Source organism: Streptomyces oryzae (assembly GCF_017676365.1).
In the GTDB taxonomy this organism is placed as follows: Bacteria; Actinomycetota; Actinomycetes; order Streptomycetales; family Streptomycetaceae; genus Streptomyces; species Streptomyces oryzae.
The window spans coordinates 1-15,568 of the sequence record NZ_JADKMA010000051.1; the positions used below are offsets into that span (position 1 = coordinate 1).

Consider the following 15,568-nt stretch of genomic DNA (forward strand, 5'->3'; position numbering starts at 1 on the left):
CCCCCCACCCCACGACCGAGGACGCGTGATGCCGGTGCCGGAGCCCACCACCACGCTGCTCGTCATCGCCAAGGAGCCACGCGCGGGCCGCGCCAAGACCCGCCTCGCGCCCGCCTTCACCCCGCACGGCGCAGCCGCACTCGCCGCCGCCGCGCTCACCGACACCCTGTGCGCCGTACTGGCGGCGCCCGCGCGCCGCCGCGTCCTGGTGCTGGACGGCAGCCCGGGGCCCTGGCTCCCGGAGCCCGCGGAGGGCGGCGCGCCCCTCGAGATCGTGCCGCAGGCGGACGGCGGCCTGGACGAGCGGCTGGCCGCGGCGTTCGCGCTGTGCGACGGGCCGGCGCTGCTCGTCGGCATGGACACCCCGCAGCTCACCCCCGCGTTACTCGAGCCCGCGACCCGGCCGGACGCCTGGCGGCACCACGACGCCTGCTTCGGCCCCGCAGCCGACGGCGGTTTCTGGGCGCTCGGCCTGGCCGCACCGGACCCCGCACTGCTGCGCGGCGTGCCCATGTCCACCGCCACCACCGGCGCGGTGCAGCGCTCCCGGCTCCTGGACGCCGGGCTGCGCGTGTGCGACCTGCCGCAGCTGCGGGACGTGGACGAGCCGGACGACGCCGAAGCGGTCGCCGCCGAAGCCCCCGACAGCCTCTTCGCCGCCGAACACGCCCGCCTGCGGCGGCTGCTGGGCTCCGGGCACGCGCCGACCGGGCCGGCGGCGCCGGGCACGCCAGGGGTGAGGGGGAGGTGAGAGCGGGTACGGGCGCCGACAGCGGCTCCTGGACCGAGGACCCCTACACCGAGGCCCTCGGCCTCGGCCGCGGCCCGCTCTATCTGCGCGGCCACGGCGGCTGGTCGCTCACCCTCGACGTGGAGCGCTGGTGCGCCGTCGCCGACGCGGCCGACATGACCGTACTCGACCGCTGCCAGGGCACCGTGCTCGACATCGGCTGCGGCCCGGGCCGCCTCGTGGCCGCACTCGGCGAGTACGGGCACCCCTCGCTCGGCATCGACATCAACGCAGCGGCCGTCTCCCGCACCGTACTGCGAGGCGGACGGGCGCTGCGCCGCTCCGTCTTCGAACCCCTGCCCCCGCCCGGCGCCTGGGACACCGCGCTCCTCGTCGACGGCAACGTCGGTATCGGCGGCGACCCCGCGCTGCTGCTGCGCCGCGTCGCCCACCTGGTACGCCCCGACGGACTGCTGCTGGTGGAGGTCGCGGGGGAGGACGTGGACGAGCGGCTTCAGGTATGGATGGAGAACGCCCGCGGCACCACGGGCACTCCGTTCCCCTGGGCGCGGCTTGGCCTCGCCGCGCTGCACCGCGTGGCCCGCGTGTCCGGCTGGTCGCCGGTGGACAGCTGGTCGAAGGACGCCCGCGACTTCGCAGCGCTGCGCCGCGACTGAGCCCGGGCCGCTGTCACCTGTGCCCGGCATCGGGGGCCGCAGCCACGGCGTGCCATGATCCAGGGGTGACCCGAGGCGGAGGCAGCGCAGCACCGCCCGTAAGCGCCCCTCCCGAAAGGACGCCCGTTGAAGGGGAACTGGCCCGGCGGCACGATGCGTGCCGCCCGCATCACCGGCCTCGGACAGACCGACCTGGCCACCGTCCCGGTGCCGGAACCGGAGCCGGGCACGGTGCTGGTGCGTACCCGGTATGTGGGGATCTGCGGCACCGACCTGGAGATCCTGCACGGCACATCGGCCTTCCTCCAGGACGGCCGCATCACCTTCCCGCACATCTTCGGGCACGAGTGGTACGGCGAGGTGACCGCCTACGCCGACGAACCACCCGCGGAAGCCCCGCCGGTCGGCTCACTCGTCGTCGGCCGCACCATGGTGCCGTGCGGCCGCTGCCCCCAGTGCCACGCGGGGCGCGCCCAGATGTGCACCGCGCTGCGCGAGACCGGGCTGTACGGGCTGCAGGGCGCAGCCGCCGACCATGTACGGGTGCCCACGCACGCACTCACCCCGCTGCCCGCCGGACTGCCCGAACCGGCCGGTGCGCTGATCGAGCCCGCCGTCTCGGTGGTGGAGGCGTTCGAGCGGGCGCGGCTGCGGTTCGACGACCAGGTGGCCGTCATCGGGACGGGCACCATGGGCCTGCTCGCGGTCCAGTTCGCGCGCCGGTACGCGGCCAAGGTGCACGCCGTCGGCATCGACCGGCCGGGTCTCGACCTGGCGCTGCGCTGCGGCGCCGACGCGGCCCTCCACCCCGACGAGGCGCCGCAGAACGCCTACTCCCTGGTCGTGGAGGCATCCGGCGCCGCATCCGCCTTCACCGGTGCGCTCGGCATGGCCGAGCGCGGCGGACGGGTGGCGCTGGTGGGGGTCGCCAGGGAGCCGGTCTCGTTCGTGCCGGGCGAACTCTCCCTGCAGGGGGTGGACGTGCTCGGCATCCAGCACGGCATCTCCCACTACGACCGTACGGTCGCGCTCTTCGAGCAGGGCGTCCTGGACGCGGCCCCGCTGATCGCCCGGACCTTCCCCGCCGAGTCGGCCGAGGCGGTGAGTGCGGCCTTCGCGCTGCTGGAGCAGGGCAGAAGCGGACCGCCGAAGGTCCTGTTGACCTTCGGCGGCTGACGGGTCACCCCTGCGGCGGTGCGCCGGCTAGTGCGCCGAGCGGGAGGCCCCGGCGAACAGCCGGGCCAGCGCCCGGAACGGGAGCGTGACGACGGTGGCGATTGCGCCGCCTATGGCGCGCAGCACATCTGCGATGGCGCGGAGCATGCTGTCCTCCTTGCCGCGACGCGGTCTGTGTCCGCCTCACGGGTGACCGCCGCAGCCGGGGGCAAACCCCCTCACCACAGCGTCACCCCGGCACCTCCTCCCTGCGGCACGAGAGCGCCCCGCTCGAAGTCCAGGAGGTGCCGCTTGCGTTCGATGCCGCCGCCGTAGCCGGTCAGTTGCCCGGTGGACCCGATGACCCGGTGGCACGGGACGACGATGCTGATCGGGTTCCGCCCGTTGGCCAGCCCGACGGCCCGCGCGGCGCCCGGTTTGCCGATCCGTTCGGCGAGCTGCCCGTAGGAGAGCGTCCGGCCGTACGGGATTTCGCAGAGCGCGGACCACACGGTGCGCTGGAAGTCGGTGCCCTGCGGCGCGAGCGGCACGGTGAACTCCGTACGGTCTCCCGCGAAGTACTCGCCCAGCTGCTCCGTCACGTGCCCGAAGGCAGCCGTGCGCGGATCGGCTGCCCCGAAGGTCTCCTGCGCCGGCCGGTGCCGCTGCTGATCCATGTAGATGGCGGACAGCGTCCCGTCGGTGGCGACCAGGGTCAGCGGCCCGACGGGGCTGTCGATGACGGTGTGCGTGCGGTGCATGGCTCGTCCCTTCTCCGTTCCCCTCCAGTCTCGCCGCAGGCCGGACCCAGGACTGGCGGGAAAACGACATCGGGCTCCGGAGCTCTCACCCCTCCCAGCGGACCCTCGCAGCGCTGACCCGCCCGCGGTACTCCGCGTAGCCGCGCTCGTACCGGTCACGGTCGGCCTCCTCCGGCTCGACCAGCCGGTACCCGGTGTGCCACCGCTCCTCGTCGACGGGGTCGCCCAGCGCGGCGCGGGCGACGACGGCCGCGCCCTTGGCCCCGACCTCCGTCTCGGCCGGCACCCGCACCGGGCGGCCGAGGATGCCCGCGAAGGCCCGCATCCAGCCCTGGGAGCGGGTGCCGCCGCCGCACGCTGCCAGTGTCCGGGACAGCCCGGCGGTCTCCAGGCAGTGCCGGGCCGCGTAGCCGACCGCCTCGCACATGGCCCGCACCAGGTCGGCGCGGTCGTGCGCCAGTGACATGCCCTCGAACGAGGCCCGCGCCGCCGGAGCCACGAACGGCGCCCGCTCGCCCGCCTCGGACAGGAACGGCAGCGCGACCACTCCCCGGGCCCCGGCCGGGCTCTTGTCCAGCAGCGTATCCAGGTCGTCGGTCGAGGCGCCGACCACCCCGAGCGCCCAGTCGATCCCGGCGGTACCGACCATCGCGGGCAGTGCGCGCAGCCAGCGGTCGGTCTCGGGGGTGCACAGCCACATCCCGGCCGGTTCGCCGTCCGGGTCGCGGTCCGTACGGTCGGTGAGCACCTGGCAGGCGAGCGTGGTGCCCACCGTCAGCAGTCCGTCGCCGGTCTCCCGTACGCCGCTGCCGATGGCGCAGGCGGGCAGATCGTACGGTCCTGAGGTGACCGGCAGCCCGGCTGGCAGGCCCAGCAGTGCGGCTCCCTCCCGGCCGAGGGACAGCACGGCGCGCGGTGCGGCGGGGGCCGGCAGCAGGTGAGCCGGATCCGCGATGCCGCAGGCGGCCAGCGCGGCGGGGGAGTACTCGCGGGTGGCGGGGTCGAGGAAGGGCAGGGTGGCGTCGGAGGCGTCCACGCTGACCGTGCCGGTCAGCCGCTGCGCCACGGCGTCGACGCAGTACCCAGCGACCGCCGCGCGCTCCAGCGTCTCGGGCTCGTGCTCGCGCAGCCACGCCAGCAGGGGCGCGTGGCAGCCGGGGAACATCCCCGAGCCGGTGTGCCGGAAGACCTCGGCCACGGTGCCGTCCCGCTGCCAGCGGCCGACAAGCGACGCCGCGCGGCCGTCCATCCAGGAGATCATGCGCCGTACCGGACGGCCCTCCGCGTCGCGCAGCCACAGCCCGTCGCCCTGGCCGGTCAGCGCGAGCGCCGCGGGCGGTGCGGGCAGCGCCGCGGCGACCTCCCTGACCACCTCGGCGACGCCTGCCAGCACCTCCTCCAGGTCCTGCTCGACGACGCCACCGGGCTCGTGCAGCAGCGTGGAGCGCCGTGCCGCCGCGTGCAGTCGGTTGCCGTCGCGATCGAAGGCGACGGCCTTGGTGACGGAGGTGCCGATGTCGACACCGATGATCGCCCCAGCGGTTTCAGTCATGGCCGTTCGCCTTCCAGTCCCGGCAGCTCGCGCTGCTCTCCACACTCTCCACATCGAGGTTGTTATATTTATAGCGCTCTACGTGAAGAAGCCCAATGGGCCGGCAGTGTGCGCCTCGCCGCACCCGCACTCCCACGGCACCGCACCGACAGTCCTGGAGGACGTATGACCGCCCGGCTCCTGCTCGTACGGCACGGCCAGACCGTCTGGCACGCGGAGAACCGCTACGCCGGCATCTCCGACATCGCACTGACCGACGCGGGGCGGCGGCAGGCGGAGCAGCTCGCGGAGTGGGCGGTTGTGCGCTCCAGGCAGCAGCCCATCGCCGCTGTCGTCAGCTCGCCGCTGGAGCGCGCCCGGCACACCGCCGAGCCCGCGGCCCGCGCGCTGGGAGTGGTGCCCGGGGTGCACGAGGGGCTGCGCGAGGCCGGCTTCGGCTGGGGCGAGGGCCGCACCATCGCGGAGATGACCGCCGACGACCCGGAGCTGGTGCGCGCCTTCCGCCAGGACGCGGAGACCGGTTCCTTCCCCGGCTCCGAGCCGCCCACCGCCGTCGCGCCGCGGGTGTGCGGAGCGCTGCGCGAGGTGGCGGCGGCACACGAGGGGCAGACGGTGCTGGTGGTCGCGCACAACACCGCCTTCCGTATCGCCCTGTGCGCGATGCTCGGCATCCCGGTTGGCCGCTACCGGCTCGTACTGCCCCGGCTCGACAACGCCGCGGTCACCGAGATCGAGGTGTCCGGCGACCGTACGGCGCTGCGGTCGCTGAACGTGCCGACGGGCACCGGCGCTTCGGCCGCCGGGCCCACTCCGCTCGCGGCCCCCACGACCGCGGGCTGAGCGGGGAGGCGCGATGACGAACCCGGGAACCCCCGCCGGCGCGGCCCGCTCGCAGGAGAGCCGCAGACAGCGCATTGCCGAGCACGTGGTCCAGCACGGCACGGTGAGCGTCAGCCGGCTCGCCGAGACCATGGGCGTCAGCGTGATGACCGTGCACCGCGATCTGGACGCGCTGGCCAGACGCGGGGTGCTGCGGCGCTTCCGCGGCGGCGCCTCGGCGCTGCCCACCAGCGTCTTCGAGAGCAATCTCGACTACCGGCTGGGCGTCCATGTGGCGCAGAAGGAGGCCGTGGCACAGGCCGCGGCCGAGCTGGTCGAGCCCGGTATGTCGGTGATGCTGGACGACTCCACCTCCGTGCTGGCGCTGGCCGCGCTGCTGCGCGAGAGGACACCGCTGACCGTGCTGACCAATGCGCGCCGGGTGGTGGACGTCTTCGCCGGGTGCGAGGAGATCCGGCTCATCGCCCTGGGCGGTGAGTACTCGCACACCCACGACTCCTTCCTCGGGGTGCCCTGTGTGGAGGCCATCGAGGCGATGTCCGTCGATCTGGTGCTGGTGAGCACATCGGCCATGAACGGCCATATGACCTTCCATCAGGAGCAGGACGTGGTGCTCGTCAAGCGGGCCATGCTCGCCTCCGGTGCCCGTACGGCGCTGCTGATGGACCACTCCAAGGTGGCGCGCACCGCGCTGCACCGGCTGTGCCCGGTGTCCGACTTCGACCACGTCGTGGTGGACGACGGGGTGCCGGGCCAGCTGCTGACCGAGCTGCGCGAGCACACCGACGTCCGGGTCGCCGAGGTGAGCGGCTGACCGGTGGCCTCGCGCGCGGCGACATCGCCGATACGGCGCGAGGCGGCAGCGAGCTGATCTCACATCGAGCAGATATCACATCGAGCGTGTGAAATTAACACTCTCACTGAAAGGTATGCCATGGACAGCCCAGCCCCGGCACCCGGAAACCCACGCCCTGCGCCCGCCGTCGCCACCCCCCTCGTCGCCGGGATCGACATGGCCACGGCCGCCGTCCGCGTCGTCTGCGTGGATGCCCACGGCACGGTGTACGCCGAGGGCCGGGCAGCGCTGCCGCAGCCGGTCCGCGACGGCGGCGGCCGCAGCGAACAGGACGCCCGCAGCTGGTGGCCCGCGACGGCCGAGGCGCTGCGCCAGGCAACGGCTGCACTGCCCGCAGGCGGCGCCGAAGTGACCGCCGTCGCCGTCTCCGCCACCTCCGGAACGCTCGTGCCGGCCGACGCCGACGGCCGACCGCTGGGCCCCGCGCTGATGTACGACGACCGCAGGGCCGCCGACCTCAACGCTGAAGCACAGCGCCTGGGCGCCGACCGGTGGCGGGACCTCGGCCTCACCGTCGGGCCGACGGCAGCGCTCGGCCGGGCCGCCTGGTACGCCCGGCACACGGCGGACCACCCCGGCACGGCGCGGCTCGTCCACACCCCCGACCTGCTGGCCCGGCACCTCACCGGGACGCCCGTGGCCACCGACTGGAGCCACGCGCTCAAGACCGGCTACGACCCGCGTGCGGGCGAGTGGCCGGGCGAGGTCATGGGCGCGCTCGGCATCCCGGCGCACTGGCTGCCCCCCGTACAGCCGCCCGGAACCTCCATCGGCACCGTCTGCCGGCAGGCGGCGGCCGAGACCGGGCTGCCGGCCGGCTGCGACGTACGGCTCGGCATGACGGACGGCTGCGCCGGGCAGCTGGCCACCGGCGCGGTGGCCCCCGGCCAGTTCGTCGGAATCCTCGGCACCACCTACGTACTCAAAGGCGTCACCCGCGACCTGGTCACCGACCCGGCCGGCGCCCTCTACAGCCATCGGCACCCGGACGGCTGGTGGCTGCCGGGCGGCGCCTCCAGCACCGGCGGCGAAGCCCTCGCCCACCGCGCCGCCGAGCAGTTGCAGTCGCTGGACGAGGCGGCAGCCGCGCGTGGGCCCGCCTCCTGCGTCAGCTACCCGCTGCGCCGCGAGGGCGAGCGCTTCCCCTTCGTGGCGGGCGCAGCCCGCGGCTTCACCCTCGGCACCCCGGCCGATGACGCCGACCGGCACCGCGCCGACCTGGAAGGCGTCGCGTTCCTCGAACGCCTCGCGCTGGAACGGGTCGCGGCGCTCGGTGTGCCCGTGGAAGCGCCGCTGTACGCGGCGGGGGGCGGCAGCCGCAGCCGGCTGTGGACCCGCATCCGCGCCACGGTGCTCGGGCTGCCCCTGCGGGTGGCCGACCGTGCGGAGACGGCTTTCGGCGCCGCGCTGCTGGCCGCCACCGGAACGCTGCATCCCTCGCTGGAGGAGGCCGCCTCGGCCATGACCGGCGAGGGCCGGCTGATCGAGCCGGTGCCGGGGGAGAAGGACGCGCTGGACGAGTCGTACGGGCGTTTCACCCAGGAGCTGGCCGCGCGGGGGTGGGTGTAGCACCGCGCGGGGCGGCTCAGAACGGGTGCCAGCGCACCGTGGGGTCCGACTCGCGCAGCGAGGCCACCCGCTGCTGGAACTCGGCGCGCGCTGCGGGGTTGCCCGGCGCGTGCTGTGACACCCACGCGCAGCTTGCGGTCTCGCGCGCCCCCCGGAGCACCGCGCAACCCTCCCATCCGCGCACGTCCCAGCCGTAGGTGGCGCAGAACGCCTCGTGCTCCGCCTCCGGCAGCCCGTAGCGGTCCAGGCTGAGCGCCATCACGACCAGGTCGTGCTCCCGCAGATCCGAGGAGAACGTCTCCAGGTCCACCAGCAGCGGACCCTGCGGGGTGACGTGCACATTGCGGGGCAGCGCGTCCCCGTGGACAGGGCCTGGGGGCAGATGGGGGATCAGGCCGGGCAGCGCGGTGCGGATGTCGTCCCTGCGGGCCCGCAGAAACGCCGCGTCCTCGCGCGGCACCGCGTCCCCGGCCAGCCGCAGCCACCGCTCCACCCCGTCCAGCAGCTCCCGCGCGGGCAGGGCGAACGGCGGCTCGGGCAACGCGTGGACCAGCCGCAGCAGACCGGCCAGGTCAGCGGCGCCCGCGGGGCGCACGGCTGCGGGCAGCCGCTGCCAGAAGGTGACCGGATGATCCCCCACCAGCCGGGCCTGGGGCTCGGCGGCGCGGACCGCGGGCACGCCCTCGCTCTCCAGCCAGGTCGACACCCGGAGTTCGTGCTCGGCGCGCGCCAGCAGCTGCGGGTCGCGGCCGACCCGCACCACGGTCCCGTCCAGCCCGAAGACCGCGTTCTCGCCGAGCGACAGCAGCTCCGCCGTACCGCCGGGGCCGCCCGTAGCCGCGGCCAGCACCTCCCGTGCCAGATCCTCGGTGAATGCCACGCTGGTCGCCATCGCCTGTGCTCTCCCTGTTCTCGGTCGCTCTGTCACCAGGCTGTCAGGGTGCCCGCGCAGCTGCTGTCCAGCCCGGCCCCGAATGCGGTGTATCTCTCATCTCGGCAGCGCAACCGCTGTCCCTCCGGAGTGGTCTGCATCATTGCAAGTTCGGTGAAAACGGGCAGTTGGGAGCAGAAGTGCACAGTAAGCGGGGCAGCAGGCCGGGGACCGTGGCGATAGCCGCCGCGGCGGGAACCGTGGCGGCCGGTCTGCTGACGGCGTTCGTGGCGACCGGTTCGGGAGCCGCCGCCTCCAGCCGGCATCCGGGCTGGGAGCAGAGTGTGCGCGCCGCGCGGGTGCAGCAGGACCCGGCCCCTGCGAAGAAGGAGTCACACGCCGGACCCGCGAAGCCGAAGGCCCCCCGGAAGGTCAGCCGGAAGATCAGCCATCACACCGCCGCAGGGGGGCACTCGGTCTCGCTCACCCTGGACGACGGACCGCATCCGGAGTGGACGCCCAAGATGCTCGACCTGCTGCGTCAATATCATGTCAAGGCGACCTTCTGTCTGATAGGCCCCAACGCGGAGCGCCACCCGGAGCTCGTCAAGCGGATCGTCGCCGAGGGGCACCGGCTGTGCGACCACTCGGTCGACCACGACACGGGGATGGACCACAAGTCGGTGGCCTACCAGAAGCGGCAGATACTCGACGCCAAGCGCATGATCGACAAGGCGTCGGGCGGCGCGCCCGTGTACTACTACCGCGCACCCGGCGGCGCCTTCACCCCCGCCAGCCGCCGGCTGGCCGCCGAGCACGGGATGCGGCCGCTCGGCTGGATCGTCGACCCGGGGGACTGGGAACTGCCGGGCTCCGAGGCGATAGTCCGGCACGCCAAGGAGCAGCTGGAGGACGGCGCGGTGCTTCTCTTCCACGACGGGGGCGGTGACCGTTCCGAGTCCTACCAGGCGCTTCAGGAACTGCTGCCATGGCTGAAGGACCGGGGCTACACCTTCAGCTTCCCGAAGTCCTGAGCGCCTACGGTCAGTTGTCCGGGACGGGAAGACGCGCGCCCCGTCAGGGGCGCGGGGAACTGCGCGATCAGCCTGGGGCACCTCCCGGCCGGAGGCTGGGGGAGCGAGCGGCAGACCGCATGACACAGGACGGGGCAGCCCCTCACCGGGAATCACATTCCGGCGAGCAATTCTGAAGTCACAGCCACCGCATTCGTCACCGGCAACTCTCTTTACCCGCAGGACAATCACCGGCGCCAGGTGGCGACACGCCGAATAACCTGCGCCCCGCAGAAGGCGTCTTGACGCCTTCGCGGCTCGACTGCCTTGATTCCAGGGGGAGTTCAGGAAATTCCCGGAATCCTACTATGGGCAGCCTTATGGGGAAACCGTTTGCTCGAATCCCGGATTGCGGCACGCTTCCTTTCAAGGAACGGCCCGCCGAGGCGAGCCGGGCAGCCCAACACCCCACTCCCGCAAGGAGGTCCAGTTGCCCCTTGCCCTCCTGGCTCTGGCCATTGCAACGTTCGGTGCGGGCACGGCCGAGTTCGTGATGATAGGTCTACTGCCCGAGGCAGCCTCCGACATGGGAGTAAGCATCTCCGATGCCGGTGGTTATGTCTCCTCCTACTCGCTCGGTGTCGTGATCGGGGCGCCACTTCTCACCATCGCCGGTATGCGGTTCCGCCGTAAGACAATACTGCTCGCGATGACCGGCCTGTTCATTTTCGGAAACACAGCGTCAGGCTTTGTCCCGAACCATGAACTGCTGCTGGCAGCACGCTTTACGGCAGGACTTCCGCATGGAGTGTTCTTCGGAATCGGTGCCGTTGTCGCCGTCGGACTCGTCCCCTCCGAAAAGCGTGGCAGAGCTCTCTCGGTGGTGCTGGTCGGCGTGCCGATGGCCAATATCGTCGGCTCGCCGCTGGGCACCCTGCTGGGGCAGACGGTCGGCTGGCGCTGGACGTTCATCGTCGTCGCGGGAATCGGGCTCGTCGCGCTCATCTCCCTCGCGGTGCTGGTTCCCGTACAGCGAGAACCCGGCAGAGGCACGGTGCGCGGCGAACTCGGCATATTCAAGAGACCGCAGGTGTGGCTCTCCTACGCCGTGGTCGTGTTCGGCTTCGCCGGCACCTCGTCCTTCTACACCTACATCCAGCCGCTGGTGACCCAGGTCTCCGGATACACGCCCACCGCGGCCACCGCTCTGCTGGCGCTGTCCGGAGCGGGCATGACCGTGGGCACCATGCTCGGCGGCCGGCTCGCCGACTGGCCGGTGCGCACCATGTGCGGGGCACTGCTCGCACTGGCACTCTCACTGATCATGTTTCTGGTGACGGCGCAGAACACCGTCCTGGTCGCCGTCAACGTGTTCGTCACCGGTATCGCGGGCATGGCCGCCATCCCCAGCGTCCAGGCCCGCATCCTCGACCACGGGAGGGACGCACCCGAACTCGGCTCCGCCAGCGTCCAGTCCGCCTTCAACATCGCCAACTCGCTGGGGGCCTCGCTCGGCGGCGTCGTCATCGCCGCCGGCTTCGGCCTCCTCTCACCGAGCTGGCTGGGCGCACTCCTGGCACTGGCCGGCGCCTGCTTCGGCCTGCTGTCCGGGTGGCTGGACCGCGGCTCCCGCCCCTGGGAGGTCGCGCCCTCCACCACTTCCTGGAAGAGCGTCAAGTCGGAGGCGTTATCGGACCCGGGCGCGCGGGGCGGCCGATCCACGGCCGGAACGGGCCGAAGCCGGAACCGGCGGAGGGAAATCCGGGCCTCAGCGGCCCTTCTCTCCGTCCGACGTGTCACCGCACGGCGGCCGCCCGCTCGTCCGCATGGGTCCACCGCAGCAGCGCTCCGAGCCCACCGACCGGGAGCTCCTCCTCCGGCGCTGCGACCAGCACCTCGGCGTCGGTTGCCAGCGCCGCCCGCAGCAGCGCGTCGTCGGCGCGCGCGGGCGCCGGGTCGACGGCCCCGAGGTACTGCAGCTCGGAGCGGCGCACGGCCACCTGGTCATGGCCGTCCCCCACCCAGACCTCGCGGTCGCGGTCCGGTCCGCCGGGCCGCACCAGCAGGGTGTCCACCCGGTGTTCCCGCGCCGCCTCCACCAGTGAGGGCACCGTCTCCGCCGTTGCCGGGCCCGCGGGCGCCGGGCCCGGTGTGTGCGCTGCGCGCATCGCGGCCAGCGCCCGTGCGGTGTGCCGAGTGACGAACTCCTCGCGGGCCCGCGCCGTTTCGCGGTCCAGCAGCTCGGAGGACGAGCCCGCAGCTCGGCCGCCGTGCGAGGTCTCCACGGCGATGGCCCGCAGCTGTTCGGGAAGCCGCTCATGGACGGCGCGCCGCTCCCGGGGATCGCCGCTGAGGACCAGGACATCGGCGCCGGTCTCCCGGAACCGGCGGGCCACGGCCTCGGCGACGAGCCCGGCGTTGCTCTCCCAGGTGTTCTCCACGCGCAGCTGGAAGTGCTTCTCCGACAGCTCACCGGTGGCCGTGCGGTGCACCGGCCACTCCTCGCCCGACGCCTGCCCGGCGCTGTGCGTCCCCTGCGCGTCGACCAGTTCGAAGTCGGCGCCCGTACGGTCGATGCGTGCCGTCAGACAGCGCGGGTTCTCGCCCAGCAGCTCGGGCAGCGGCCCGAGGTGCGGCAGCGCAGACCAGCTGACGTGATGACGGCCGGGGGCCGCGTTGAGCGGCAGGTCGAGCACGATGCCGCCGTCGGCCGCGAACACCGCGCTGCCCTGCGGCTTGGTCCTGGGGGAGAGCGCGGCCAGGTGCTCGGTGACGGCGTCCACGGTGGCCGGGTCGGCGCCCTGCCGCGCCAGCTCGTCCCCCGCGGCACGGGCCGCCAGCCGGCGCTCGTCACCGGCGGACTCGGTGGCCTGTGCCGTACTCGCGTAGACGGTGGCCCAGGGCCCGCTCCGGTCGAGTAGGGGTGCGAGGGAATCGAGGCGCATGGTTCCTCCCTGCTTCTGCGGGATCGCCTGTCTGTCGCGCGATCGCCTGCTTCGCGCGGGGCGCGTGGTTCATCTCCATCCACGGACTGCGCGAGTACCCCTCGCCCCTGGCCCCGACACGGCGTGTCAGTATCCGGGGCATGGCCTCACTGAGTGAACTCCTGCCCCGCGAGGCGATCAGGCTGGACGTGTCCGTCGCCGACTGGCGCTCCGCGGTGTGCGCGGCGGGCGAGCTGCTGGTCACGCGGGGTACCACTACCGACGCGTACACCGACGAGATGATCCGCAATGTCGAGGAGAACGGGCCGTACATCGTCATCGCGCCCGGTTTCGCCTTCGCGCACGCGCGCCCCTCGCCCGCGGTACGGCACACCGGCATGTCATGGGTGCGGCTGGCGGAGCCGGTGGCGTTCGGGCACGAGTCCAACGACCCGGTCACCCTGGTCGTCGCGCTGGCGGCGCGGGACTCCGGCGCACACACGGCGGCCATGGCGGCGCTCGCCCGACTGCTGGGCGACCCGGAGACCGAGGCGGCGCTGCGCGGTGCGGCGAGCCCCGAGGAGCTGCACCGGGTGCTCGCCCGGCGGGAGGCCGGCGGCGAACGGGCGGCGCGGCCGAGCGGCCCGGCCGCGCAGAAGATACTCACCGTCTGCGGCAACGGCGTCGGCACCAGCCTCTTCCTCAAGAACACCCTGGAACAGGTCCTCGGCCGCTGGGGCTGGGACCAGCACATCACCGTCGAGGCCACCGACACGATCTCGGCGAAGGGCAAGGCGGCCGAGGCCGTGGCCATCCTCACCTCCCGCGAGATCGCCAGGACCCTCGGTGACGTGGGCATACCGGTGAAGGTCGTGGAGGACTTCACCAGCGCGAAGGAAGTGGACGCCACGCTGCGCGACACCTACGACGTCTGAACCCGCCCCCTCCCCACCTCGTACGAGCAGAGCCTGGTACGGACACGGCACGAAGCGGAAGGCTCCATGGACTGGCTGGTCACCATCGCGAAGTTCCTCGTCAACGAGATCCTCAGCGTCCCCGCGTATCTCATCGGTCTCATCACGGCCGTCGGCCTGACAGCGCTGAAGAAGCCGGTGGGGCAGATCGTCGGCGGCGCCATCAAGGCGACGCTGGGCTTTCTGCTGATCGGCGCCGGCGCGGAGCTCGTGGTCGGTTCGCTGGCGCCGCTGGGTGAGATGATCCAGGGCGCCACCGGAGCACACGGGGTGATCCCCACCAATGAGGCGATCGTCGGTATCGCGCAGAACCAGTTCGGTGCGCGCGTCGCCTGGCTGATGATCACCGGGTTCGGGCTCGGCCTGCTGCTGGCCCGGTTCACGCCGCTGCGCTACGTCTTCCTGACGGGCCACCACATCCTGTTCATGGCGACGCTGCTGACCATGGTGCTGGCCACGGCGGGGCTGTCCGCGTGGGTCGTGGTGTCGGTCGGCGGTGTGCTGCTGGGCATCCTGCTCGTCTCGATGCCCGCCTTCGCCCACCCGTGGACCAAGCGCATCACCGGCAACAACAGCATCGCCATCGGTCACTTCGGCACGGCCGGCTATGTGACGGCCGGCGCCGTCGGCCAGCTCGTGGGCAAGCGCAGCCGCAGTACGGAGGACATGAAGCTGCCGGAAGGGCTGCGCTTCCTGCGCGACTCGATGGTCGCCACAGCGCTGTCCATGCTGCTGATCTACGTGATCATGGCCCTCCTCTACGTCGCCAAGGCCGGTCAGAAGACGGCCTTCAAGGCGTTCGCCGCCGACAGCGGAGCGGCCGCCACGAGCCTCGGCAACTATCTGATGCAGGCTGTCATGCAGGGCCTGCAGTTCGGCATCGCGGTCGCCGTCATCCTCTTCGGCGTCCGGACGATCCTCGGGGAACTCGTCCCCGCCTTCCAGGGCATAGCCCAGAAGGTGGTGCCCGGCGCCGTGCCCGCGCTGGACGCGCCCATCGTCTTCCCGTACGCGCAGAACGCGGTGCTCGTCGGCTTCCTGGCCAGCTTCGCCGGCGGCCTGTGCACCCTCGCGCTGCTCGCCTGGGTGCTCAACCCGGCCTTCGGGCTCGCGCTGGTGCTGCCGGGGCTGGTGCCGCACTTCTTCACCGGTGGCGCGGCAGGCGTGTACGGGAACGCGACCGGCGGCAGGCGCGGCGCCGCGCTCGGCGCCTTCTGCAACGGAGTACTGATCACGCTGCTGCCCGCCGTGCTGCTGAAGGTGCTGGGCTCCTTCGGGGACGAGAACACCACATTCGGAGACGCCGATTTCGGCTGGTTCGGGGCTCTCATCGGCTTCGCCGACAAGGTGGGCGAGACCGCCGGCATCGTGCTGATGCTTGGCGCTGGGGGAGCGGTGCTGGCGGGCGCCATTCTGGTGCAGAAGCGGGTGGTCGAGCCCGGCTGGGATCCTGGTGCCCGGCGCGATGCGGTGCTGCCGCCTGCGCCTGCCGGCGCCGGGGGCGGTGCCGGCGATCCCGGCGCCGATGCGTCGGCGGGCACGCTCCCGCGCCGCTACGCCAAGCTGCCGCCGCCCGCGGGTGCGCCCACGCCGCCTCCGCCCCTTTAGGTTGTGTCCGGAGAGCTGTTCCGGTGAGGGGGTGCCCC

14 protein-coding genes and 1 pseudogene are annotated in these 15,568 nt (G+C 72.8%); 10 read left to right on the forward strand and 5 right to left on the reverse strand.

The window, feature by feature from the left end:
* Positions 1-28: 28 nt before the first annotated feature.
* The 3 genes from ITI46_RS12425 to ITI46_RS12435 all read left to right on the forward strand — a co-directional run bounded on the left by ITI46_RS12425 (position 29) and on the right by ITI46_RS12435 (position 2,583).
* Positions 29-751: a TIGR04282 family arsenosugar biosynthesis glycosyltransferase gene (locus tag ITI46_RS12425; protein ID WP_209239587.1), complete on the forward strand. Its 723-nt coding sequence runs from the start codon at positions 29-31 to the stop codon at positions 749-751.
* A complete protein-coding gene (locus ITI46_RS12430) occupies positions 748-1,407 on the forward strand; it encodes a class I SAM-dependent methyltransferase (RefSeq protein ID WP_209239561.1) in 660 nt (219 codons plus the stop codon). Before ITI46_RS12425 ends, ITI46_RS12430 begins: the two co-directional genes overlap by 4 nt.
* A gap of 126 nt (positions 1,408-1,533) precedes the next feature.
* Entirely contained in the window at positions 1,534-2,583 is a 1,050-nt protein-coding gene (locus tag ITI46_RS12435) for a zinc-dependent alcohol dehydrogenase (protein ID WP_247745876.1), read from the forward strand.
* Positions 2,584-2,610: 27 nt separating this feature from the next.
* Here the strand turns inward: ITI46_RS12435 and ITI46_RS35480 are convergent, their stop codons facing one another.
* From ITI46_RS35480 to ITI46_RS12445, 3 genes are all read right to left on the reverse strand, one after another.
* A complete protein-coding gene (locus ITI46_RS35480; protein ID WP_280634761.1) occupies positions 2,611-2,730 on the reverse strand; it encodes an LPFR motif small protein in 120 nt (39 codons plus the stop codon).
* A gap of 71 nt (positions 2,731-2,801) precedes the next feature.
* Positions 2,802-3,323 (reverse strand): methylated-DNA--[protein]-cysteine S-methyltransferase, encoded by a 522-nt coding sequence (locus tag ITI46_RS12440; RefSeq protein ID WP_209239562.1) that lies wholly within the window; start codon positions 3,321-3,323, stop codon positions 2,802-2,804.
* A gap of 85 nt (positions 3,324-3,408) precedes the next feature.
* On the reverse strand, positions 3,409-4,875 hold the full coding sequence (locus ITI46_RS12445; RefSeq protein WP_209239563.1) for an FGGY-family carbohydrate kinase: 1,467 nt from the start codon (positions 4,873-4,875) through the stop codon (positions 3,409-3,411).
* Positions 4,876-5,040: 165 nt separating this feature from the next.
* Here ITI46_RS12445 and ITI46_RS12450 point away from each other — a divergent pair, with 165 nt between their 5' ends.
* The 3 genes from ITI46_RS12450 to ITI46_RS12460 all read left to right on the forward strand — a co-directional run bounded on the left by ITI46_RS12450 (position 5,041) and on the right by ITI46_RS12460 (position 8,140).
* Positions 5,041-5,715: a histidine phosphatase family protein gene (locus tag ITI46_RS12450; RefSeq protein ID WP_209239564.1), complete on the forward strand. Its 675-nt coding sequence runs from the start codon at positions 5,041-5,043 to the stop codon at positions 5,713-5,715.
* Positions 5,716-5,728: 13 nt separating this feature from the next.
* A complete protein-coding gene (locus tag ITI46_RS12455) occupies positions 5,729-6,529 on the forward strand; it encodes a DeoR/GlpR family DNA-binding transcription regulator (protein ID WP_209239565.1) in 801 nt (266 codons plus the stop codon).
* A 120-nt stretch (positions 6,530-6,649) separates the two neighbouring features.
* The gene (locus ITI46_RS12460; RefSeq protein ID WP_209239566.1) at positions 6,650-8,140 is read left to right on the forward strand and encodes an FGGY-family carbohydrate kinase; all 1,491 of its coding nucleotides are present in this window, start codon (positions 6,650-6,652) and stop codon (positions 8,138-8,140) included.
* Positions 8,141-8,156: 16 nt separating this feature from the next.
* Here the strand turns inward: ITI46_RS12460 and ITI46_RS12465 are convergent, their stop codons facing one another.
* Positions 8,157-9,032 carry an aminoglycoside phosphotransferase family protein gene (locus ITI46_RS12465; RefSeq protein ID WP_209239567.1) on the reverse strand — a complete coding sequence of 292 codons (876 nt, stop codon included), beginning with the start codon at positions 9,030-9,032 and terminating at the stop codon, positions 8,157-8,159.
* A gap of 179 nt (positions 9,033-9,211) precedes the next feature.
* On the opposite strand from ITI46_RS12465, the gene ITI46_RS12470 reads away from it, so the two are divergent.
* A complete protein-coding gene (locus ITI46_RS12470) occupies positions 9,212-10,045 on the forward strand; it encodes a polysaccharide deacetylase family protein (RefSeq protein WP_209239568.1) in 834 nt (277 codons plus the stop codon).
* 532 nt (positions 10,046-10,577) lie between these two features.
* Positions 10,578-11,480: pseudogene (locus ITI46_RS12475) on the forward strand (MFS transporter); the annotation flags it as partial.
* A gap of 340 nt (positions 11,481-11,820) precedes the next feature.
* Here ITI46_RS12475 and ITI46_RS12480 read toward each other — a convergent pair.
* The gene (locus ITI46_RS12480) at positions 11,821-12,969 is read right to left on the reverse strand and encodes a baeRF2 domain-containing protein (protein ID WP_209239569.1); all 1,149 of its coding nucleotides are present in this window, start codon (positions 12,967-12,969) and stop codon (positions 11,821-11,823) included.
* 140 nt (positions 12,970-13,109) lie between these two features.
* Between ITI46_RS12480 and ITI46_RS12485 the strand changes: the two genes are divergently transcribed.
* Together ITI46_RS12485 and ulaA are read left to right on the forward strand one after the other, a co-directional pair.
* On the forward strand, positions 13,110-13,883 hold the full coding sequence (locus ITI46_RS12485; protein WP_209239570.1) for a PTS sugar transporter subunit IIAB: 774 nt from the start codon (positions 13,110-13,112) through the stop codon (positions 13,881-13,883).
* A 66-nt stretch (positions 13,884-13,949) separates the two neighbouring features.
* Entirely contained in the window at positions 13,950-15,530 is a 1,581-nt protein-coding gene (gene ulaA, locus ITI46_RS12490; RefSeq protein ID WP_209239571.1) for a PTS ascorbate transporter subunit IIC, read from the forward strand.
* The last annotated feature ends 38 nt before the right edge of the window (positions 15,531-15,568 follow it).